Below are 19,878 nucleotides of genomic sequence, written 5' to 3'. Positions count from 1 at the left end.
CAGGCACTGGCGGATGCAGAGCCTGTTGCGGCAGCTTACCAGACGATTACTGCGCCAGGTAGCGTTCCGAACGGGGGCCGTACAACAAGCCGTTCGGCACCCCGGCCGACAGCAAGCGCGCATTCGCCGTGCCGGCGATAGGATGGCTGGCATCGGTGCTGGTGTTGATGATCTGCTTGACCGCCGCCGTCACCAGCATGCCGACCAGGCCGCCGCCACCGCTGTTATTGCCTTCGTTGCTAGAAGCGCTGGCCGCGCCCTGCCACAGCAAGGCGCCCGTCTTCAGGTCGACCAGCTTGGCATCGACCGACACCACGGTCACGCTGTCGATCACGGCATACGTGGTGCCGTACTTGGAAATCGTCACGTACAGGCCCGCATCGGCGCCAAAGATCTCGTTGAGCTTTTTCGCATCGACACCGTGGATATCGGCGGCATTCGTCAAGCCGTTCTGCTTGAAGGTTTCACCGACCACGGCCACCGGCAGCACATAGTAGCCCGCTTCGGCCAGCGGATAGGTCACTTGCGCGTAGACGCTGTTGCCGGCATTGACTTCCGGCGAGTTGTTCAACGGCGGCAAGACCACGATGGAACGGGGTTTGGCCGCCTTGAAGGCCGTGTAGTCATACGCGGCCTGCTTGGTGGCGCAACCGACCATGAAGATGGCGGGACCCAGGCACAGGGCCATTTTCAACATGCGCGACATCATAATTTCTCGCCTTTTTTCATTTTACCCAACAGGAAGTCCATGTACGGCGTCGATTCCGGGAACAGTTTTTTCTCGTCTTCGAATTGCGCGGCGACCTGCTCCGGCTTGCCCGCGATCGAGTACAGCATGCCCAGGTGGGCGTGGTAGCCCGGCGGCGCGTGATTGCCCTTCGCAGCGATAACTTGCAGGTCTTTTTCCATGGCGGCGATCTGCTGCTCGGGGCTTTCGCCTTTCAGATACTCGTACACTTGCGGCTGGTAGCCTTCCCATTGGTACAGGGTTTTCGACTGCGTGGCGCAACCGGTCAGGGCGGCACAGGCGAGCATGGCCAGCAGGGCTGCGCCCTTGTTCATCATTGTTTTCATGGGATACCTTATTGTTTGCGCAATGCGCCCGCTTCGACGCCGGCGACCAGGCGCTCGACCGCTTCGCGCATGGCCAGGTCCAGCACTTTGCCGTTCAGGGTGGCGTCATAACTGGCGGTGCCGCCAAAGCCCAGCACTTCACGGTTCGACAAGCTGTATTCGCCGGCGCCGGCCGCCGAATACACGACTTCCGAGGTGGCGATATTGACGACGTTCAATGTGACCTTGGCATATGCCACTTGCGTCTTGCCGCGGCCCATGATGCCGAACAACTGTTTGTCGCCCACTTCCTTGCGGCCGAATTCGGTCACGTCGCCGGTCACGACGAAGTCCGCGCCCTTGATGTTCTGGCCCTGCTTCTTGAACTCGGCTTCCTGCTTGAGTTCTGCCATGTTGTCGCGATCAAGCACGTTGAAACGGTTGGACGTCTGCAGGTGTGCAATCAGAATCGTTTTCGACTGGCTGCCCAGGCGGTCGACGCCATCGGAAAAGATACCGCGCATGAAGTTCGATCGGTTGTCGAATTTACCGACAGCGATCAGCGTGCGTGGACCAACGTAGGGACGGGCTGCACTCGCAACCGTGGGGACAGCCAAAGCTTGCGAGGATTCGGAAGCGCAGCCAGCCAAGGCCGCGCCAATCAGCGCTGCAATCAACAACGCGCCGGGTTTATTCTTGTTCATAGTGCCCTTATGAGATGGAAGATCAGGAGCCACCTGCGAAATTGATTTTAAGCAAGTTAATTTCCTAATTGCAATTATATGGTATTGCATGTCTCATAATTCTCTCCAAAAGTAACGATGGCAGGGATTGCACTATTGCCCGCCATGCACAGGTGTGACCCCGCTTGACTTCCCAGTGCAGATTCATTAACTTAGTAGTAAAAAAGCGTGTCGTCAGCGCCCTATGCCACTGTCCCACACAGACCTCGCCCGCCGGCCTGTTCCACCCCGGCGCCAACACCACGCTTTTCACATAGACGGGTCCCAAGGCCATGCCGACACACGATCATTCCCCGGCCCATCCGCTGGCCACGGCGCTGGCACTCTCGCTGGGCGCCGCCATTGCGCTGGGCCTGTCGCGCTTTTCGTATGGCTTGCTGCTGCCGCCCATGCGCGCCGACCTGGGCTGGTCTTACCTGCTGGCAGGGGCCATGAACACCTTCAATGCGCTCGGCTATTTCCTGGGGGCCCTGGCCACGCCGGCCCTGATGCGCCGCCTGGGCGTGTGGCGCTTGCTGATCGCCGGCTGCGTGCTGGCCAGCGTCTTCATGCTGATGTCGGGCCTCGTCAGCGATACGACCACCCTGTTCCTGCAGCGCGTGTGCGCGGGCGTGGCCAGCGCCTTCATTTTCATCGCCGGCGGCGTGCTGGCGGCGCGGCTCGGTTCCATGCACAGCCAGCGCGCCGGCTTCTACATCGGCCTGTATTACGGCGGCACGGGCTTCGGTATTGCGCTGTCGGCCCTGCTGGTGCCGGCGGCGCTGGTGGCCGCACAGGAGCATGGCGCCGCGCATGCCTGGCAATGGCCCTGGCTGGCACTGGGCATCGCCTGCCTGCTCGCCACCGCCATCATGGCCGTGCCGGCGAAAGCCATCGGCGAAGCGCCGCGCGCCCTCGACACGCCACGGCGCTTCGCCTGGCGCGATTTCGCCCCCAGCCTGGCCGGCTACTTCATGTTTGGCGTCGGCTATATCGGCTACATGACCTTCGTCATCGCCCTGCTCAAGCAGCAAGGCATGCCACCGGCGCGCATCACCGTGTTCTACACCCTGCTGGGCCTGGCGGTAGTGGCGTCGTCGCGCATCTGGGCGCGCATGCTCGACCGCTACAAAGGCGGCGAATCGCTGGCGATCCTGAATGCCGTGCTGGGCGCGGTGAGCATCCTGCCCGCACTGACCAGCTTTGTGCCCGTCGTCTTCCTCTCCGGCCTGGTCTTCGGCGCCGTGTTCCTGTCGGTGGTGGCCTCGACGACGGCCCTGGTGCGGCATAATCTGCCGCAGCAATCGTGGACGGCTGGCATCACGGCCTACACGACGGTGTTCGCCCTGGGCCAGATCGTCGGCCCCATCGCGGTCGGCTGGATCGCGGACGGCCCGGCAGGACTGGAGCGGGGCTTGATCGCCTCGGCCATCGCCCTCTTCATCGGCGCCGCATTGGCCGCGCGGCAAAAGGCGCTGGCGCCGGCCGCATAGTAGACTGCTGGCATGGCCCACCTTCGCGGAAAGATCACGATGAACACCGATGCACGAAAAATCCCGGCAACGATGGATGCCGAAACGCTGGAATTCATCCAGGGCCTGTTTGCCCTGGTGCGCGAAGGCGACACGCAGCAACTGGGCGCCATGCTCGCGCAAGGGGTGCCCGTCAACTTCCGCAACGAAAAAGGCGACAGCCTGATCATGCTGGCCAGCTACCTCGGCCACCTGGAAACGTCGCGCCTGCTGCTCGAAGCGGGCGCCGACGCCAACGTGCCCAACGACCAGGGCCAGACGCCGCTGGCCGGCGTGGCCTACAAGGGCTACCTGGAGATCGCCGAACTGCTGCTCAAGCATGGCGCCAGCGTGGAAGGCGCCAGCCCGGACGGCAAGACACCGTTGATGATGGCCGCCATGTTCAACCGTCTGGCCATCTTCGAGCTGCTGCTGCGGCACGGCGCGCGCATCGATGCCGTGGACAGCCGCGGCATGACTGCCGTTTCGCTGGCCAAGTCCATGAATGCACAGGAGACGCTGGCCCGCCTGGTCAGCCTGGGGCAGACGGCCTGAATACACGGCGGTTTGATGGGCGTGCTTTACCAGGCAGGTATGGCGAAATGCCCCATGCCGGATTTAGAAATCAAGGGTAACTGACGGCGCGCTGCGCTTTGCTACACCTTGGTAAACGGCCTCAATATTATTCCCATCGGGGTCGAGTACGAAGGCAGCGTAATATCCTGGATGGTAGGCCCGCACGCCTGGTGGGCCATTGTCCTGCCCTCCGTGCGCCAACGCAGCGTTGTAGAAGGCATCGACCGTCGCGCGATCTTTCGCTTGAAAAGCCAGATGATGACGCCCAGTCAACTTGCCCATAGCGGTCACGCTGCTTGAGGAGGATACGACAAGCTCATCGGCCACGAAGTAATCACTTTCGGTGCTGAAAACCGGTATATCCAGCACGGACATGACCGCCTTGTAAAAATTTTCGCTTGCCTTAAGATCGCGTACCACAAGCTGTATGTGGTCAATCAGGCGGCCGCGATGAAGTCGATTGGTTTCCATGATTGTTGCTTCCGTGAAAATGGGACTGTCAGTACTTCGCACCATTGTGAATAGACGGTAGGCGTCCTTTGCCAGCGTAGCAATATAATTATAACCACCTTTCCCCCCCGAGGCGGCGAGGCAGGGTCAGGAGGCAGGACGCGACGCCAGCACGCCTGGCCTGCTGCGCCTGGACGCACGCGTAGGCCGCCCCTTCCATCCACAGACGGCGCAGTTGCATGCGTTTGCTGGTCAGGGTGCCCGTCTTGTCGACGCACAGCAGCTTCGTCGCTCCCAGCAGTTCGATGGCCGGGATGCAGCGCGCCAACACCTGCGCGCGCGGCAAGCGCCACTGGCTCGGCGCCGGCGAGGCGGGCATTTCCTTGGGCCCATCTTCGGCCAGGCGTGCCGTAGCCTCGGCGGCAGTACTCATGTCGTATTCAGATGCGGCTCGCTTGCGGCGGCGCGCCGCTGCAAGGCCTGGCGCACCTGTGCCAGCACCGATGCCAGCGCTTCGGCGCCGAAATCGGCGCCATTGGCGATCTCGATGACATCTGCCGCTTCGTCCGGGCGCAAGCCCTGCTTAGCCCAGCGCTCCATCTGGCAGGCGAGAACGGCCATGTCCGCATCGGAAGGGTCGGTGCCGGCACGCGCCCGCGCGGCCAGGCGCGATGCCAGCACCGGCAGCGGCGCATCGACGTGCAGCAGCAGGAACGGCACCTGGCTGTGGCGCGCCAAGGCGCGCAAGGCCAGGCGCCGTCGACGCTCCAGGAAAGTGGCATCCACTACCATCACGAAACCGGCAGCCAGCCCCTGCTGCGCGAGCCGCGCCAGGCGCCGGTAGGTCGCAACGTTAGCGGCCTGGTCATATATCCCCTGCGCCGGCAAGGCTTTGGTGCCAGTGCCTGCAGGGCCGGCAAACAGGCGCTTGCGCTCGACATCCGAGCGCAGCCGCACCACCTCCAGCGGCTCGACCAGCGCATTGCTCAGCCATGACTTGCCGCTGCCGGCCAGTCCACAGGCAATCAGCAGCGCCGGCGCGGCGGGTATGATGCATGCATGCGCGAAGGCCAGATAGCGCTGCGCCTGCAGCAATGCGGCAGAGCGTCCGCGGCTGCCAGCGAGGGAGCGCAACAGGAACACCTTGCAGCGTACCAGCGCCCGTTGCACCCGGTAATATGGCAGCAGCGCCAGGCTGCCGTAGTCGCCGCAACGCTCCAGATAATCGTTCAGCAAGCGGGCGGCCAGGCCGCGGCGCCCCTGGCATTGCAGGTCCATCCAGGCAAAGGCCAGGTCCTGCGCCACGTCGATCCAGCGCAATGCAGTGTTAAATTCAATGCCGTCAAATATGCGAACCTGGCCGGCCAGGGTCAGGATGTTGCCACAATGCAAATCACCGTGGCATTCGCGCACCCAGCCGTCGGCCTTGCGCCGGGCAAATAGCGGCGCCAGGGCTTGTTCCTGCCGCGTCAACCAGGCCGCAATCTCGTCGAGCATGGCACGCTGGCGCGTGTTGTCGAGCACGGCGGCAATGCCGGCCACATCCTCCTGGGTGCGGGCAACGATCAAGGCGCCATTGCCCCAGGGCGACTCGGGTGTCGCCCGCGCAGCGCCGGCATGAAAATCCGCCAGCAACAGCGCCAGGGCGCTGACTTCATCCGCGCCAAGCTGGCCGGCATTCAGGCGCTCCTGCCACAGGGCGGACTGGTCAAAGCGACGCATGCGCACGGCATACTCGAGTACCGGCCCGTCGCCGTCAATGGCGGGGCATGCCCGCGTGCCGGTGATGCTTGCCAGGCCCAGGTACAACTCCGGCGCCAGGCGCCGATTCAAGCGCAACTCTTCCTCGCATGCATACCGCCGTGCCGACAAGGTACTGTAATCGAGCACGTCGCGCTGCAGGGCCTTCTTAAACTTGTAGGCCAGGTCGCCCACCAGCATGATGCGTGAAATGTCGGTGACGATGAGCCGCACCCGCGCATCGTCGCTTTCAAGGCGACGTGCCAGACGGTGCAATAGCCTGGTCTGCCGCGAGACCGCGTGCTTCTCGATGCCCTGCCCGGTGTCAGGCCACTGCTGCTCGCTTTGCGCCGCAGGCATCGGCCCTTGGGCAAGCGGCGGCAACGTTCCCTTCCGCCCTGCCGCGTGGCCGCCGGCGCGCACAGGGACAGGCTGCGCGGCCGCGTTCTGCCGGACAGCGCGGATGACGCCATTCATGTGGGAAGGTAGCCGCCTTTTCCAGCGTATTTCACCGGCGGGGCCTGCGTGCTCCAGAGCAATGCGGTTCTCGACGCCGCGCACCCCACGCAAGGCATATACCGCTTCCTCGGCCCGCTTGCGCTGATAGTTCCAGCCCAGCGTCCCTTCCAGCCGCAGCGTGCCGTCCTGCGCCGCCACCGTGATGGCATCGGCGGAGCTGGGCAACTGCGCCTTGACGGCCGCCACCGCCGCGCGCGCCAGGTCCGCATTCGAGCGCTCCTGCCCCACGAGCGCCACTTCGATCTTGTTGAGCACGCCAGCCACCCCGGCCACGCCGGTGGCGCAACGCCCGGCCCGTATCTTGCCAACGAAATCATGCACCAGCCCCGACAAGGTGACGACTCCATGATGCACGGACACCACGACGGCAGGTGACTCTATCTGGGCAACACAGCTGAGCTCATGCTCGACATTCCGCCTTACTTCAACATCGTTCAACATGCTTTCCTCCTCGGGCCGGGCGCCACGCACAGACCGCATCGTCTTGCAGTGCATTGCCTGTCCGCGGTGATCCTAGCACGGCCATACAGCAAGAAAATATGATCTGGATCAATGCTTGCCGGGCACCAGTTTCCTGAGCCATGAATTGAAGGCTGGCTTGACCTGGATCAGTTGGCGCTCGTTACAAGCAAGGCTGAAACACGTATCGTGAGTCTTTTCTGGAGCCCACCATGTACAAGACCATCCTGATGTATGCCGACCAGTTTTCCGGTTTCGAACGGCGCCTGCAAGTGGCAGCGGCGCTCGCCAGCGACGCTCAATCCCATCTGATAGGAACGGTCGCCAGCGGCGGGCCGCAACTCGATTACCTGGTCTACGGGGCGGTCACGCTGGCGCCGCCCCCGCCGATCGATTACGACCCATTGCGCGACGCGGCGCGGGAACAGCTGGCCCGCTTCGACGAGCGCTGCCGCCAGCTGGGCGTCGCCTCGTACGAAACGCGCTTTCAGGACAGCAGCGCGACCGATGCGCTGATACTGCAGTCGCTGTACTGCGATCTGGTCATCACGGGCCAGAGCGATCTGAGCGACCGGTCGCTCATCTGGTCGACACGCCTGCCGGCCTATCTCGCGCTGCACAGCGCCCGTCCCCTGCTGGTCATACCCGAGGGCGATGGCCCGGTGACCATCCCCGGCCGCTCCATCGTCATCGGCTGGAATGCCACCGCCGAGGCCAGCCGCGCGGTCGCTGGCGCGCTGCCGCTGCTGCTGCGGGCGCAACGCGTGCAGATCGTCGTCCTGAACCCGCGCCAGCATTTTGGACAGCATGGACAGGAGCCCGGAGCCGACCTGGCCACCTACCTGGCACGCCATGGCGTGCGCGCGGAAGTGAGCCGCAGCGAAACCAGCGAAGAATGCGGTACGGCACTATGCCGCCTGGCCCAGGACAGCGGCGCAGACCTGATCGTGGCAGGGGCATTCGGCCGCAGCCGCTTCCAGGAATGGGTGCTTGGCGGAACAACGCACAGCCTGCTGAGCCAGTCCCGCCTGCCGCTATTGCTGGGCCATTGAGCGGCGTCGCCGCCAGGCTGCTTGCGCACCGCTGACGCCGTGACGCAAGCAGCAAACAATTTTTTATCCGCCAGGGAGCGCACTCATGATTACCGACAACGACATCAAGACACAAGTCGAGCAGGAACTGCTGTGGGACCCGCGTCTTGATCCCACTCATATCGGCGTCTCGGTCAACGACCACGTCGTCACGCTATCGGGCTTTGTGCACGCCTACAGCCACAAGCTGCACGCCGAGCGCGACACGCAATGCCTGTCTGGCGTGCTGGGCGTGGCCAACGACATCGAGGTGCGCCCCCACTCGCGGCTGGACGCGGAAATTGCCCACGATGCCATCGCCGCCATCGCGCTGCAACTGCCCGTATCGTCGAAAACGATCAAGGTCATCGTCGAACACGGCCATGTCAGGCTGGAAGGCACGGTGGACTGGAACTACCAGCGCGAGCACGCGCAACTGGCACTGCGCCATGTCCATGGCATACGCAGCATCGAGAGCGCCATCGAGATCAGCCACAAGGCCATCCCGGCCGATATCAAGGCGCGCATCCAGGCGGCCCTCAAGCGCAGCGCCCTCATCGAGGCCAGCGGCATCAAGGTCGAGGCGGAAGGCGATGCGGTCATCCTGAGCGGCAAGGTGCGTTCCTGGACTGAGCGCGACGAGGTCGAGCGCGCGGCCTGGATGGCGCCCGGCATCACCGCCGTCACGAACCAGCTTCAGGTTGGCAGCTGAAGCGTCCGCACGCTTGGCGTGGCGCCTGGCCACAGTGGCCGGCGTCATGCATTATCGACCTTGCCGGGATCTGCCAGCTCCTGGCGCAGCGGTTCCAGCTGCTGGCGATAGGCATCCGCATCGCCAAAGGCGACAAACCGGCAGACATGGGCATGCCCTGGCAGCGCGCCGTCCGCGTGCCTGGCGTGCTTGATCGGGCACCAGTATTGCTCGGTGCGCCCTACCACTTCGCGGGCATAGGCGAGCAAGCCGGTGGCATAGGCGCAGTACTGGCAATTGAGTTTCTCCAGCACATTCAGGTAAGCCAGCCTGCCGCGGTCATACACGAAAAAATCACGCCGCCGTACACGGGGGATGCGGTACAGCGGAAAACAGACCAGCTGGTACAGGCTGATGGACAGGTCCAGCATGCCAAGGGGAACGGCAACGAGGTAAATGAACGGCACGGACAGCATATGGCGCCATTCGGCATGCCACAGATAGGCAAGCAGCCCCGTTTGCACACGCTCCGCCTGCTGCGCCGGCACACTGGCATCGAGCAGACGGCAGTGCGTCATAGCGCACGGCGCTACGGTTTCCCGCTGCCGCCCATCGTGTCGCAGCGCCTGCTCCAGCTGCTCGATCCGCGCCTGCCGTTCGCGATTACGCTGTGTCATGGCTGCCGCACCTCAATGTAGTCAGGGCAGCATGTGTACGCTGCTACCTGTCCACTGTAGCGCGTCCGTATAACGTTGTCTGCCGGGCCAGTTGAGGCATATCAACATAGGCGCTACAAATCGCTGGCATCGGCGGTATTTCTGTGCGGACAATGTCGCAGGCACATGATCTGGCGCATTGCCAAACGCTGTGCAACTTCCTACTCTGGAAGTACGGGCGCAACGCGCCCACCGTGCATTGCGTGAAGGAATTACCATGATGCCGCTGGACTCATCCCATCGCCAGTTCATTGCCGATGTCCTCGCTGCCACGCCGGACATGGCCCTGGCCACCGTGCGTCCGGATGGCTATCCTCAGACGACGGTGGTCAGTTACGTGCACGACAAGCTGACGCTGTATTGCTGCATCGGGCTGGACAGCCAGAAAGCGCACAATATCCGCCAGCATGACAAGGTCTCGCTGGCCATTACCCCCGCGTACCAGGACTGGCAGCATATCCGCGGCCTGTCCATGGCGGGCACGGCTGCCCTGGTTGACAGCGCCAGCGAAACCGAGCAGGTGGCCGACCTGATGCTGTTTCGCTTTCCGCAGCTGCGCGACGTCATGGGGGCCAGCACAGCCGCGCCGTGGCCGGGCCTCGTCTTCCTGCGCATCAAGCCAAGCGTCATTTCCTTGCTGAACTATGAACTGGGTTTCGGCCACACCGAATTATTTGCCGTCAGCTGAAACATGGTGCGTCACCGGGCCTTGCAGATTATTGCTGCGCTTGATACGCATCAATTGCCTGCCTTCCGCTAAGGATGGCGTTTACTACACTGACGTCATCACTGCGTTTCCTGCAGACCCTGCGTGCCGCGACACGCCAACGCCGGAGAGCCAACATGCCCGACATCAACATCAAATTTGCCAACCTGCTCACTTCGGGCAGCAGCAGCTTGCTTGATCGCTACAATGCGATGGCGCAGCACACGCTCGACAATGGCGCCGACGCAGCGCGCCTGTCCCTGCGTTATCTGCAGGACCTGTCACAGGCCAACATGAACACGCTGCTGCAGTGCGTGCAACAGAAAGGCGCCACCCACTTGTCCGCGTTCGATCCGGCCAGTCTGAAAGCGCAGTGTACGCTGGGCAACGATTACCGCGTCAATCTGCTCGCCATCCTGCTCGACATGCAGCGCAACATGGTGGAAGGCGGCAGTTCATCCCTCTATGACGGCTACAAACAGTGGCAGAAAATCGGTGCGCCCTAGGCCTGGGCGGCATGCCCGCCCCAGCCGGCCCGCTACTCAGGAGTAGCGCGGTGGCGCCGCGACAGCCAGCGGATAGCCTAGCGATTGCGCCAGCATCACGTGCTGTCCATCCGTCAGACCCATGGCCGCGGCCAGCTCCCCCTGGTCGAACCAGCCACGCGATACCACCGCCAGACCCTCGGCGGCGCAAAACAGGTACACGTTCTGGCTGATGTGGCCCGCATCGAGGGCGGCAAACAGCAACTGCCTGGCCTGCTCCTCGGGCGGCATGCGCGACAAATCGGCGACGTACAGCAGGGTGACGGGCGCCGTCGCCACGAAATCCTGCTTGCCCGTTACGGCCCGGATATCGACGCCGCTCAGTTGGCGCAATGACGGCGCAAGCGGATCATATCGGTACAGGCCGCTGGACATGGCGACATAGATGTCAATTTCCTGCGCATTGCAGACCGATGGCGCCGTTCGATGGCCCGTGCCGGGGCGGTTGCAGCCATCGGCGGCCCACAGCAGGCGCGACAGCCGGTACCAGGACAGCTCGCGCTCGCTGAAATCGCGCTGCGACTGGCGCAATTTCAACACCTCGATGAAGGCCATGCCCAGGGCACTGATGTCGGCATCGAGTTCGAACGTTCCCGGCCCCATCAACGGCAAAGGTTCGCTTGTGAGTACATTTTTTTTCACTTTCCCTCCCTTACCTGAAAATCGGCTGTCCATTCTTGCCTTAACTGATTTGCAGGCGCTTCGCACTGCCGCCGACCAGCTTGCGCAGCTCCAGATCGAGCACGCCGTCACGGTATCTGGCGGTGGACGTGGCGGTGTCGATGTCCTGTCCCAGGGAGAAACTGCGGAAATACTGTCCCACATAGCGCTCGCGGCGCACGACTTTCTGGCCATTGCCCTCGGCGTGTTCCTGCTTCGCTTCGGCCGAAATCGCAACGCGGTTGCCATCGATATCGACCGAGATGTCTTCCACCTTAAAGCCTGGCAATTCAGCCTTGATCAGGTAAGCCTGCTCGTTTTCCGTGACGTCGAGCCGGATCGGCGACGGGCGGGCGAAATCCTTGAGCGCATCCTTGAAACCCATATCCTTGAAGAAATCATCCATGCTGCGCAAGGGATCGAACCTTGCGATGTCGCTGAGCGGATCAAAATGCGTCATATGGTGAGCCATCTCTTTGCCTCCTGAAAAAATTGATGCCGCAAGTGAAATCCGGGCAGCGGCAAGCGTGTACCCAAAGTCACTATAAAGGGCCAGCTTGCGCCTGTCTGCTTGAAAAATGATCGATATCAAGAGCGACGCTAATCTGCGGACGCAGGCCGGGCGCAGTTGACAGCCATCGCCGATGGCACAGCGGCTGCCCGACACGATTCGAGCACGGGATTGATACAGATCATGGCAAGTGGTGGCTGCCTGCCTGTAGTGTGAAAGACAGTTGTCCCTCTAAAACAGGAGTAAGGCCATGATTGCCCATATGAAACCGCTTGGCAGCCTGCTGTGCGGCACCCTGCTCGCCTGCGCTCCCATGCTCGCCCTGACCCAGCCGAAGGAGGGACTTGCGTCCGACCAGGAAATCGCAAAAGTGCAATTGCAAGCGATGGCAAATCAGCATGTCGACAACGCGCGCACTGCCGTGGCCTTGCTGGAAAAGGATACGCTGATGACGGAAGCGCTGCGCTGGTCGAAAGGAGTCTTCATTCTGCCCTCCTACCGCCGCGCGGCGCTGGCCATTGGCGCCAGCGGCGGCACCGGCGTGCTGCTGCGCAAGCGGGAGAACGGCAGCTGGAGCGCTCCCGCATTCTTCAAACTGGGCACATTGGGCATCGGGCTGCAGGCCGGCGTGGAAGCGGGACCATTCGTGTTCGTGTTGCTCAACGACCGTGCCATGCAGCAATTCCTGCAGCGCAGCAGCTTTTCCGTCAGTGCGGATGCAGGATTGACTGTCCGCAATTGGAAAAAAGTGGCACGCGCAACCGTTGGCAAGGGCGATGTGATCGCCTGGTCGAGCGCGAAAGGCCTGTTCGCCGATGCGGTCGCAGTCAGTGTGGACGATATCCGCTACGACGAACAATTGACCGACGCCTACTACCACCGTACGCTGTCCGCCAGCGACGTGCTGGCGGACCATGTCAGCAATGACCAGGCACAAGGGCTGCAGCAAGCGCTTGCGACAGCCAGTGCGCCGGACCGCTAGCGGCAGGAGCATGAGGCCATGACTTCCCTCACTATCTTGGTGCTCAGGCCGCAGGGTTGCGCGCCCTGGCATGCGAGGATCTGATGCATAACGACACGACACTTGCCGCCCGCGCATTTCCCCATGCGCAGCTGTTGCCCGATCACGCCGTCGGTGGCCAGCGCCAGTGGCTCAGGCGCAATGCCAGCCTGTATCGCGCCGGTGATCCCGTCGCCGACTATGTGTTTTTCATACACGCCGGCAGTTTCAAGCACTATCGTACGGATGAGACGGGGGAAAGAAAAATCACCGGTTTCCCTGCCAGCGGGGACTTCCTTGCGCTCGACAGTATCGGGCTTGACAGGCATGCCTGTACTGCAGTGGCGCTGGAAGACAGTGAAGTGTATGCGATCAGCTGCGCCGTCTTGCGCCAACAGCTGACCATATTGCATCGCCTGCTCGCACTCGGCATTCGGGAAATGCGCACGAGCACCGTGCAATGGCATAACACCACGGCCGAACAGCGACTGGCCGCCTTTCTGCTCGACCGGGCCAGGCGGCACAGCAGGCTGGAGGGCGCGCCGCCACGCTATCGCTTGCCCATGTCGCGCTGTGACATCGGCAACCACCTGCACCTGTCGCCGGAGAGCGTCAGCAGGGTCATGCATCACTTCAAGCAGACCGGCCTCATCTTGCTGGAAAACCGCTACATTGCGCTCCTCGACGCCAGCGCAATGGAACTGATCGCCACTGCCGCGCACCCCGCCCCCCTGCATGCCGCCCAGCATCCGCTGGCCTTCAGCCACTCTTCGACGAGTTAATCATGTACGAGACCTCCAGTTCCGCCAGCGATGCGGCCTCTCCTCTTTCATGCTGCGAGTGCAATGCGCGCGGCGTATGTTTGCCAGCAGGCATGAGCGACGCGGATTGCGCCAGGGTCAGCGGCCTGGTGCTGCAGCAGCATCGCCTGGTGCGGGGAGATGCCTTGCAAGGTGTCAATGAACCGGTGCACGGTCGCTGGTACGCCATTCGCAGTGGCCAGTTCAAGTCCTTTCAGGCAGACCAGCATGGAAAACCGTGCATTACCAGATTCGCCAGTGCAGGCGAACTGCTGGGACTCGACAGCCTCGACCTCGATCGCTACACCGACTCAACGACGGCGCTCTGCGATAGCACGGTGTGCGAGTTTTCCTATCCGCAACTCGTTGAGGCGGCGCGGCACTTTCCTGACCTTGCGCGTTCGCTGGAATGCCGGCTGAGCAAGCAACTGGCGCAACAGCAGGCGCTGCTGGTGCGGTGTGATTATGCGGAACAGAAATTCGCGCAGTTCCTGTCGCACCAGGCCTGGAAACGCAGCTACCAGGACGATCACATGCTTGAATTGCACCTGGACTTGTCACGCCAGGAAATTGCCGACTACCTGGACGTGACGCATGCCACCGTCACGCGCATGATCTCGCGCCTGCAGGGACTCGGCATCATCGGCGTCCGATATCGTCAGCTTCGCCTGCTCGACCGCCCTGGCCTGCATCAGATTGCCGCAGGGCAGCATCCTGCATCGAAGGGAGGCGCGGGCACCGCAAGCGACAATGCCGCGCATCAGCCGGCATGACAGACCATGCCCGGCATACATTTGCTATCGCCAGAATGATCTGGATCATGGTTACTCTGCAGTAGCAACGGCACACTGGACGCTCCACAACACGTTCGGGGAGAGCACCATGTTCAAGCACATACTGGTTCCAACGGATGGTTCGCCCGCCTCGCGGCCTGCGCTGCTGTCGGCTATCGCGCTGGCGCGCTCGTGCGGCGCGCGCATTACTGCCTTACATGTGGTGCCCGAATTTCACGTCCTCAGCCATGATACGGAGATGCTGGAGGCGACCCGCGCAACTTATCAGGAAGAAAGCATGGAGAACGGCAAGAAAGTGCTCGATTTCGTCTGCGGACAGGCGCGCGAAGCCGGCGTCGAATGCGGTACCTTCCTGACGCGCTCCGATCACCCCCACGAAAAAATACTCGAGACGGCCGAGGCAAACGGCTGCGACCTGATCGCCATGGGCACGCATAGCAAATTCGGCTTGAGAGGTGTGCTGCTGGGAAGCGAAACACACAAGGTCCTCGTGCACAGCCCGCTACCGGTACTGGTCTTTCGCGCCGCCTGAGCGCAGGCGGAAGCCTTGTCCAGCGCCGGCCTGGCTGGCGCTTACCCCGCTTCGCCGATCGTGACGAGATTATCCTGCGCCTGCGCATAGGCGAGTGCATACGCGAGTTCGCCGGGGGAACCGGCATGCAGGGTGAACAGCGGCTGCCCCACGGCCACCAGCGTGCCCAGCGGTGCATGAAACACCATGCCTGCCGCCGGCGTCTTGGGCGCGCCGGCCAGCTTGGCCGTCCGGGCGAGCAGGCGGTTGTCGATGGCCATGACCGTGCCAGCGTGCAGCGCGCACAATGGCTGCGTAAAGGCTGCGCGCGGCGGCTCGCGCATCCCGCCCTGGGCGGCGCAGATGGCCTGGAATTTGCGCCAGGCGGCGCCACTGTCCAGGGCCGCGGAGGCCATGGCCATGCCAGCGCCCTGGGACGCCTTGCCGGCCAGCTCCAGCAAGCCTGCGGCCAGCGCCAGGGCCCTCTGGCGCAAATCCTCCGGCGCACCGCCGTGATTTTGCAGCACGGCCAGCACGTCGAACGCTTCGAGCGCCGGACCGATGCCGCGCCCAACAGGCTGCGCGCCATCGCTCATCTGCACGCGCAGCACCATGCCCAGGCTGCGGGCAACCTCCACCAGGCGCGCGGCCAGGATCGCCGCGGCCTCGGGCGAGCGGACCTTGGCGGTGCGCCCCACCGGCATGTCGATCAGCACATGCGTGGCGCCCGCCGACGCTTTCTTCGACAGGATGGACGCCACCAGCAAGCCGTCGCTGTCGAGACCCAGCGGCCGCTCCACGCGGATCAGCAGGTCATCCACCGGGCTCAGCGATACCGCCCCGCCCCAGGCGATGCAGCCGCCCTCCTGCTCCACCACGCGGTGCATCTGCTGGGCCGTCAATTCGACGGGCGCCAGGGTTTCCATCGTATCGGCCGTCCCTGCCGGCGAGGTGATGGCGCGCGAGGACGTCTTGGGTATCAGCAAGCCACAGGCTGCAACGATGGGCACCACCAGCAGCGTGGTGCGGTTGCCCGGCAAGCCGCCGATGCAATGCTTGTCCGCCACGACAGGGGCATCCCACTGCAGGCGCTGCCCCGCGCGGACCATGGCCATGGTCAATGCCGCCGTTTCGGCCAGGTCGAGCCGGCTTCCCGAGCACGCCGTGATCAGCGTCGCCAGTTCGATGTCCGAATACGCGCCAGCGGCGATGTCATTGATAATGGCCGTGATAGCCTCGTTGCCGAAGGGACGGCCATAGATTTTGCCACGTACGGCCGAGAACGATTCCACTGCCGGCGCATGGCCAACCTGCACCAACTGCCCGTCCGCCTGCCCGAATGCCGCCCAGGCGGCCTCCGACAGGCCGATTTCATCCATGTCGATCAACGGGAAATGCACGACATTCAGGGTCGCGACGATCCGGCGCTCGCCGCACCACAGTTCCAGCCGCGAACGCGCTTCGAAGCCTTCCGCCTTGCACACAGGACTATCGCTGCGGATATAGGCGATGGCTTCCTGGTAGGTGTCGATGCCGAGGCGCCGCAAGCGCAACGCCGATGCCGCCGCCGCTGTGCGCCGCAGGGACGGAGCGCGGCGCGTCATGACAACGTCACTTCATCGCCATACGCCGGGACACTGCATGCCCAGCCCAGTTGCTCGCCGATGCGCCGGCGCAGCGCTTCGGCGGCATCCGGCTCGCCATGGGTGATGAAGGTGTGGCGCGGCGCGTGGCGCAATGGCGCCATCCAGGCGATCAATTCATCGCCATCGGCATGCGCGGACAGGTTGCTGATTTGTCGCACGGTGGCACGGACAGGCACATACTCGCCATGGATCTTGACGGCGTCAGCGCCAGCGACCAGCGTGGCGCCGCGCGTGCCGCCAGCCTGAAAACCGGCAAACAGGATGCTGTTGCGGCGATCCGGCGCGAACGCCTTCAGATGGTGCAGCACGCGCCCGCCCGTCGCCATGCCGCTGGCGGCGATGATCACCATCGGCAGGCGACGCTGGTTCAGCTCGATCGACTCCTGCGCACTGTTGACGATCGTGGCCGCATGCGACATGGCTTCGCACTGCGCCGGCGTCAGGCGGTGGTCGTGCGGATAGCGGCGGTACAGCATGGTGGCATCCACCGCCATGGGGCTGTTCAGGTAAACGGGCAGCGCCGGGATGACGCCACGCTGCTTGAGCAGATGCACGTCATACAGTATCGTCTGCGCGCGTCCGACGGCAAAGGCGGGGATGATCGTGACGCCGCCGCGCGCGGCAGTCTCGCTGATGGTCTTGCCCAGCAGTTCGATGGCGTCGCTGGCGTCATGGCGCCGGTCGCCATAGGTCGATTCCACCACCAGATAGTCAGCCTGCGGCAAGGGTTCGGGCGGCGCCATGAGCACATCGTTCGGACGCCCGAGGTCGCCGGAAAAGACCACCCGGATGCCCTCCCCCTGCAGCAGCACGCTGGCCGCGCCCAGGATATGCCCGGCATGCTGCAGTTCCACGCGCAAGGATGAACCGATGCAGAAGGGCTGGCCGAACGCCACGGGGGAGAGCTGCTCCAGCGCCAGCATGGCATCGGCCTCGGTGTACAAGGGCAAGGCGGGATGATGTTTGCTGAAGCCGTGACGATTCGCGTACTCGGCCTCCTCCTCCAGCAGGCGGCCGCTATCGGGCAAGATGATGCGGCACAGGTCGCACGTCGCGGCACTCGCATAAATCTTGCCGCGAAAGCCGTCGCGCACCAGCAGCGGCAGGTAACCGCTGTGGTCCAGGTGGGCATGCGTGAGCACGACCGCACTGATCTCGGCGGGCGCCAGCGGCAAGCCCGCCCAGTTGCGCAAGCGCAACTGCTTATACCCCTGAAACAGGCCGCAATCGACCAAAATCCGCTCATTCCCGCTGGTAAGCAAATATTTCGAACCAGTGACCGTCCCCGTCGCGCCCAAAAACGTCAGTTTCATCATCGCCCCCAAGTTACCCGCACAACGTCCAGTCGCTACTGAACGTCCGGCCCCATGGCGCGCGTGTCACGCGGGTTCTTTTCCCCACAGAGCCCTGGGCAACCTACAGCATGCCAAGTTCCAGCGCATAGCGGGTCAACTCGGCGTTACATGCCATGTTCATCTTTTTCAGAACGCGTGCGCGGTAGCTCGTGACGGTATTCGGGCGCAAATTCAATGCCGCGCCGATCTGCACCAGCGACTGCCCCGCAGCGATGCGCTGGAACACTTGCAGTTCGCGCTCGGACAGCTCTTCGTGCGCAACCAGCGCCCCCTGCGCAACCAGCACTCCCAGCCGTTCCGCCATTGCCGCGCTGACATATTTCCCTCCCGATCCCACCTTGCGCACGGCCTGCACCAGCACTTCGGCTGAAACATCCTTGGTCAGGTAGCCAGCTGCCCCCAAATGCAGCGCCCGCAAGCCATACACTTCCTCCGAGTAATGACTGAGTAGCACCACTGGCATGCGCGGCCTGGTCAAGCGCAGCATTTGCAACAGTTGCAAACCGCTCTTCCCGGGCATGGCAATGTCAACGAGGGCGACATCGAATTCCTCGGAAGCAATGCGTTCCGTAGCGTCGTCAAACGATGCCGCCTGGGCGGCAACGCAAATGTCCGCTGCCGTGCCCAGCATCAGCGACACGCCATTGCGCGCGATGGCATGGTCGTCAACCAAGAGCACCCGAATGTTTTTCGCTTCCATGACTGACGTCCTGAACATGCCTAACCTAGCGCGAGTCGATGATTCTCATGCATTTGATTCTGCGCCCAACGGCTGGCGGCGTCAACGCACGGCTGAAACCGCCGCAACTGCGCGGCGGACAAAGCCCATGCGTACCGGCAAAGAACGCGCGTAGGGGTTCCCCTGCACAATCGTGTGAGGAAATTGCTACGCAAGGCAGGGGGTAAGTCTGATATGCACGGTGCATGTGCGCGCACATACTATTAAGCATGTAGTCAGAAAAACAAAACATTGATGCAAACCATGAACAACAATAAGGGGAAGACATGAACACCCAACTCTCGACCAGTCAATCGGTACCAGCGAAAAATTACACTAGCGGCAACACCTGCACGAAATGCAGTTCCAAGCAGCGCTGCCTGCCATACGGCCTGGACGAGCGTAGCGTCGCTCAGGTCGATAGAATAATAGGCAAACGGCACTGGGTGGAGCGCAATGAGTTGCTGCTAAGGGTAGGCGAGCCTTTTCGTTGTCTGTACATTATTCACGGCGGCCAGTTCAAGACCTTCCGCGATAACGCCCATGGCAAACAGCATGTGATGGGCTTTCATATGGCAGGCGAAATTCTGGGATTGAACGCCATCAGTACCGGCATTCATGACAGCAATGCGATGGCGTTCGAGGATAGCGAGGTCTGCGAAGTTCCCTTTGCCCAGCTGCAGATACTATGCGCCAGCATTCCAGCGCTACAACAACATTTCCACCGTCTATTGAGCGAGGAAATCAATCGCGACCAGCGCGTCATGCGCTTCCTGGGCAGCTCGGCCGAGCATCGTTTTGCCACCTTCCTGCTGGATCTGTCGAGCCGTTTCGCTGCCAGGGGATACTCGCGCCATGACTTCACGGTGCTGATGTCGCGTGAAGACATCGGGAACTATATAGGCTTGACGATGGAAAGCGTCAGCCGCCTGATGTCGAAGTTCCGCCGCCAGGGCTGGATCAGCACGGACGGCAAAGATCTGCATATCCTCAACCATGCCGCCATCGTGGCGCTGGCCAACGGCGAAAGCATGGCAACAGTGGCGAGCCTGGAATCGTTCACGAAGCAGACCACGGCGATACTGACTGCCATGTCAAGGACAGCGAACCAGGCTTGAGCAGCGC

Annotated in this window: 23 protein-coding genes; 11 read left to right on the top strand and 12 right to left on the bottom strand. The window is 62.8% G+C overall.

Annotated features, from left to right (window positions below; all coding sequences use genetic code 11):
* Nucleotides 1–46: 46 nt before the first annotated feature.
* From FJQ89_RS02900 to FJQ89_RS02890, 3 genes are read right to left on the bottom strand one after another with little or no spacing between them, the layout of a single operon-like run.
* The gene (locus FJQ89_RS02900) at nt 47–709 is read right to left on the bottom strand and encodes a DUF799 domain-containing protein (protein WP_071077628.1); all 663 of its coding nucleotides are present in this window, start codon (nt 707–709) and stop codon (nt 47–49) included.
* Nucleotides 706–1,074, bottom strand: a complete 369-nt coding sequence (locus FJQ89_RS02895; protein ID WP_416054704.1) for a DUF4810 domain-containing protein — start codon at nt 1,072–1,074, stop codon at nt 706–708. Before FJQ89_RS02895 ends, FJQ89_RS02900 begins: the two co-directional genes overlap by 4 nt.
* An 8-nt stretch (nt 1,075–1,082) precedes the next feature.
* Complete coding sequence (locus FJQ89_RS02890; protein ID WP_141168963.1) at nt 1,083–1,757, bottom strand: CsgG/HfaB family protein; 675 nt, start codon at nt 1,755–1,757, stop codon at nt 1,083–1,085.
* A 311-nt stretch (nt 1,758–2,068) separates the two neighbouring features.
* Here FJQ89_RS02890 and FJQ89_RS02885 point away from each other — a divergent pair, with 311 nt between their 5' ends.
* Nucleotides 2,069–3,268 carry a YbfB/YjiJ family MFS transporter gene (locus FJQ89_RS02885; RefSeq protein WP_141168962.1) on the top strand — a complete coding sequence of 400 codons (1,200 nt, stop codon included), beginning with the start codon at nt 2,069–2,071 and terminating at the stop codon, nt 3,266–3,268.
* Between the two features lie 39 nt (nt 3,269–3,307).
* Complete coding sequence (locus FJQ89_RS02880) at nt 3,308–3,841, top strand: ankyrin repeat domain-containing protein (RefSeq protein ID WP_141168961.1); 534 nt, start codon at nt 3,308–3,310, stop codon at nt 3,839–3,841.
* Between the two features lie 63 nt (nt 3,842–3,904).
* Here the strand turns inward: FJQ89_RS02880 and FJQ89_RS02875 are convergent, their stop codons facing one another.
* The 3 genes from FJQ89_RS02875 to FJQ89_RS02865 all read right to left on the bottom strand — a co-directional run bounded on the left by FJQ89_RS02875 (nt 3,905) and on the right by FJQ89_RS02865 (nt 7,012).
* Nucleotides 3,905–4,333: a VOC family protein gene (locus FJQ89_RS02875; RefSeq protein WP_141168960.1), complete on the bottom strand. Its 429-nt coding sequence runs from the start codon at nt 4,331–4,333 to the stop codon at nt 3,905–3,907.
* Between the two features lie 88 nt (nt 4,334–4,421).
* Nucleotides 4,422–4,745, bottom strand: coding sequence for a hypothetical protein (locus FJQ89_RS02870; RefSeq protein WP_141168959.1), 324 nt, complete (start codon nt 4,743–4,745; stop codon nt 4,422–4,424).
* Nucleotides 4,742–7,012: an AAA family ATPase gene (locus FJQ89_RS02865; RefSeq protein WP_168208342.1), complete on the bottom strand. Its 2,271-nt coding sequence runs from the start codon at nt 7,010–7,012 to the stop codon at nt 4,742–4,744. The genes FJQ89_RS02870 and FJQ89_RS02865 overlap by 4 nt, the downstream gene beginning before the upstream one ends.
* 230 nt (nt 7,013–7,242) lie before the next feature.
* Here FJQ89_RS02865 and FJQ89_RS02860 point away from each other — a divergent pair, with 230 nt between their 5' ends.
* A complete protein-coding gene (locus FJQ89_RS02860) occupies nt 7,243–8,082 on the top strand; it encodes a universal stress protein (RefSeq protein WP_141168957.1) in 840 nt (279 codons plus the stop codon).
* 85 nt (nt 8,083–8,167) lie between these two features.
* Nucleotides 8,168–8,812, top strand: a complete 645-nt coding sequence (locus FJQ89_RS02855) for a BON domain-containing protein (protein WP_141168956.1) — start codon at nt 8,168–8,170, stop codon at nt 8,810–8,812.
* A gap of 44 nt (nt 8,813–8,856) precedes the next feature.
* On the opposite strand, the gene FJQ89_RS02850 is transcribed toward FJQ89_RS02855, so the two are convergent.
* Entirely contained in the window at nt 8,857–9,468 is a 612-nt protein-coding gene (locus tag FJQ89_RS02850; RefSeq protein WP_141168955.1) for a hypothetical protein, read from the bottom strand.
* 256 nt (nt 9,469–9,724) lie between these two features.
* On the opposite strand from FJQ89_RS02850, the gene FJQ89_RS02845 reads away from it, so the two are divergent.
* Nucleotides 9,725–10,195, top strand: a complete 471-nt coding sequence (locus FJQ89_RS02845; RefSeq protein WP_141168954.1) for a pyridoxamine 5'-phosphate oxidase family protein — start codon at nt 9,725–9,727, stop codon at nt 10,193–10,195.
* Between the two features lie 155 nt (nt 10,196–10,350).
* A complete protein-coding gene (locus FJQ89_RS02840) occupies nt 10,351–10,719 on the top strand; it encodes a hypothetical protein (protein WP_141168953.1) in 369 nt (122 codons plus the stop codon).
* Between the two features lie 36 nt (nt 10,720–10,755).
* Here FJQ89_RS02840 and FJQ89_RS02835 read toward each other — a convergent pair whose 3' ends face one another.
* Together FJQ89_RS02835 and FJQ89_RS02830 are read right to left on the bottom strand one after the other, a co-directional pair.
* Nucleotides 10,756–11,400: a SagB/ThcOx family dehydrogenase gene (locus tag FJQ89_RS02835; RefSeq protein ID WP_205704557.1), complete on the bottom strand. Its 645-nt coding sequence runs from the start codon at nt 11,398–11,400 to the stop codon at nt 10,756–10,758.
* Nucleotides 11,401–11,440: 40 nt separating this feature from the next.
* On the bottom strand, nt 11,441–11,890 hold the full coding sequence (locus FJQ89_RS02830; protein WP_243136383.1) for an Hsp20/alpha crystallin family protein: 450 nt from the start codon (nt 11,888–11,890) through the stop codon (nt 11,441–11,443).
* Nucleotides 11,891–12,179: 289 nt separating this feature from the next.
* On the opposite strand from FJQ89_RS02830, the gene FJQ89_RS02825 reads away from it, so the two are divergent.
* The 4 genes from FJQ89_RS02825 to FJQ89_RS02810 all read left to right on the top strand — a co-directional run bounded on the left by FJQ89_RS02825 (nt 12,180) and on the right by FJQ89_RS02810 (nt 15,055).
* On the top strand, nt 12,180–12,911 hold the full coding sequence (locus tag FJQ89_RS02825) for a lipid-binding SYLF domain-containing protein (RefSeq protein WP_141168952.1): 732 nt from the start codon (nt 12,180–12,182) through the stop codon (nt 12,909–12,911).
* A gap of 83 nt (nt 12,912–12,994) precedes the next feature.
* Nucleotides 12,995–13,711: a Crp/Fnr family transcriptional regulator gene (locus tag FJQ89_RS02820; protein WP_141168951.1), complete on the top strand. Its 717-nt coding sequence runs from the start codon at nt 12,995–12,997 to the stop codon at nt 13,709–13,711.
* Nucleotides 13,712–13,713: 2 nt separating this feature from the next.
* Nucleotides 13,714–14,502, top strand: a complete 789-nt coding sequence (locus FJQ89_RS02815; protein ID WP_141168950.1) for a Crp/Fnr family transcriptional regulator — start codon at nt 13,714–13,716, stop codon at nt 14,500–14,502.
* A 109-nt stretch (nt 14,503–14,611) separates the two neighbouring features.
* Nucleotides 14,612–15,055, top strand: coding sequence for a universal stress protein (locus FJQ89_RS02810; RefSeq protein ID WP_071077645.1), 444 nt, complete (start codon nt 14,612–14,614; stop codon nt 15,053–15,055).
* 41 nt (nt 15,056–15,096) lie between these two features.
* On the opposite strand, the gene FJQ89_RS02805 is transcribed toward FJQ89_RS02810, so the two are convergent.
* From FJQ89_RS02805 to FJQ89_RS02795, 3 genes are all read right to left on the bottom strand, one after another.
* Nucleotides 15,097–16,638: a thymidine phosphorylase family protein gene (locus FJQ89_RS02805; RefSeq protein ID WP_141168949.1), complete on the bottom strand. Its 1,542-nt coding sequence runs from the start codon at nt 16,636–16,638 to the stop codon at nt 15,097–15,099.
* The gene (locus FJQ89_RS02800) at nt 16,635–17,993 is read right to left on the bottom strand and encodes an MBL fold metallo-hydrolase RNA specificity domain-containing protein (RefSeq protein ID WP_141172591.1); all 1,359 of its coding nucleotides are present in this window, start codon (nt 17,991–17,993) and stop codon (nt 16,635–16,637) included. Before FJQ89_RS02800 ends, FJQ89_RS02805 begins: the two co-directional genes overlap by 4 nt.
* A gap of 103 nt (nt 17,994–18,096) precedes the next feature.
* Nucleotides 18,097–18,735, bottom strand: coding sequence for a response regulator (locus FJQ89_RS02795; RefSeq protein WP_141168948.1), 639 nt, complete (start codon nt 18,733–18,735; stop codon nt 18,097–18,099).
* Nucleotides 18,736–19,040: 305 nt separating this feature from the next.
* Between FJQ89_RS02795 and FJQ89_RS02790 the strand changes: the two genes are divergently transcribed.
* Nucleotides 19,041–19,871: a helix-turn-helix domain-containing protein gene (locus tag FJQ89_RS02790; protein ID WP_141168947.1), complete on the top strand. Its 831-nt coding sequence runs from the start codon at nt 19,041–19,043 to the stop codon at nt 19,869–19,871.
* Nucleotides 19,872–19,878: the final 7 nt, after the last annotated feature.

Source organism: Janthinobacterium tructae (assembly GCF_006517255.1).
GTDB classification, from domain to species: Bacteria; Pseudomonadota; Gammaproteobacteria; order Burkholderiales; family Burkholderiaceae_D; genus Janthinobacterium; species Janthinobacterium tructae.
Note: the sequence above shows the minus strand (reverse complement) of the source record. Positions and strands in the feature narration are given on the sequence as shown.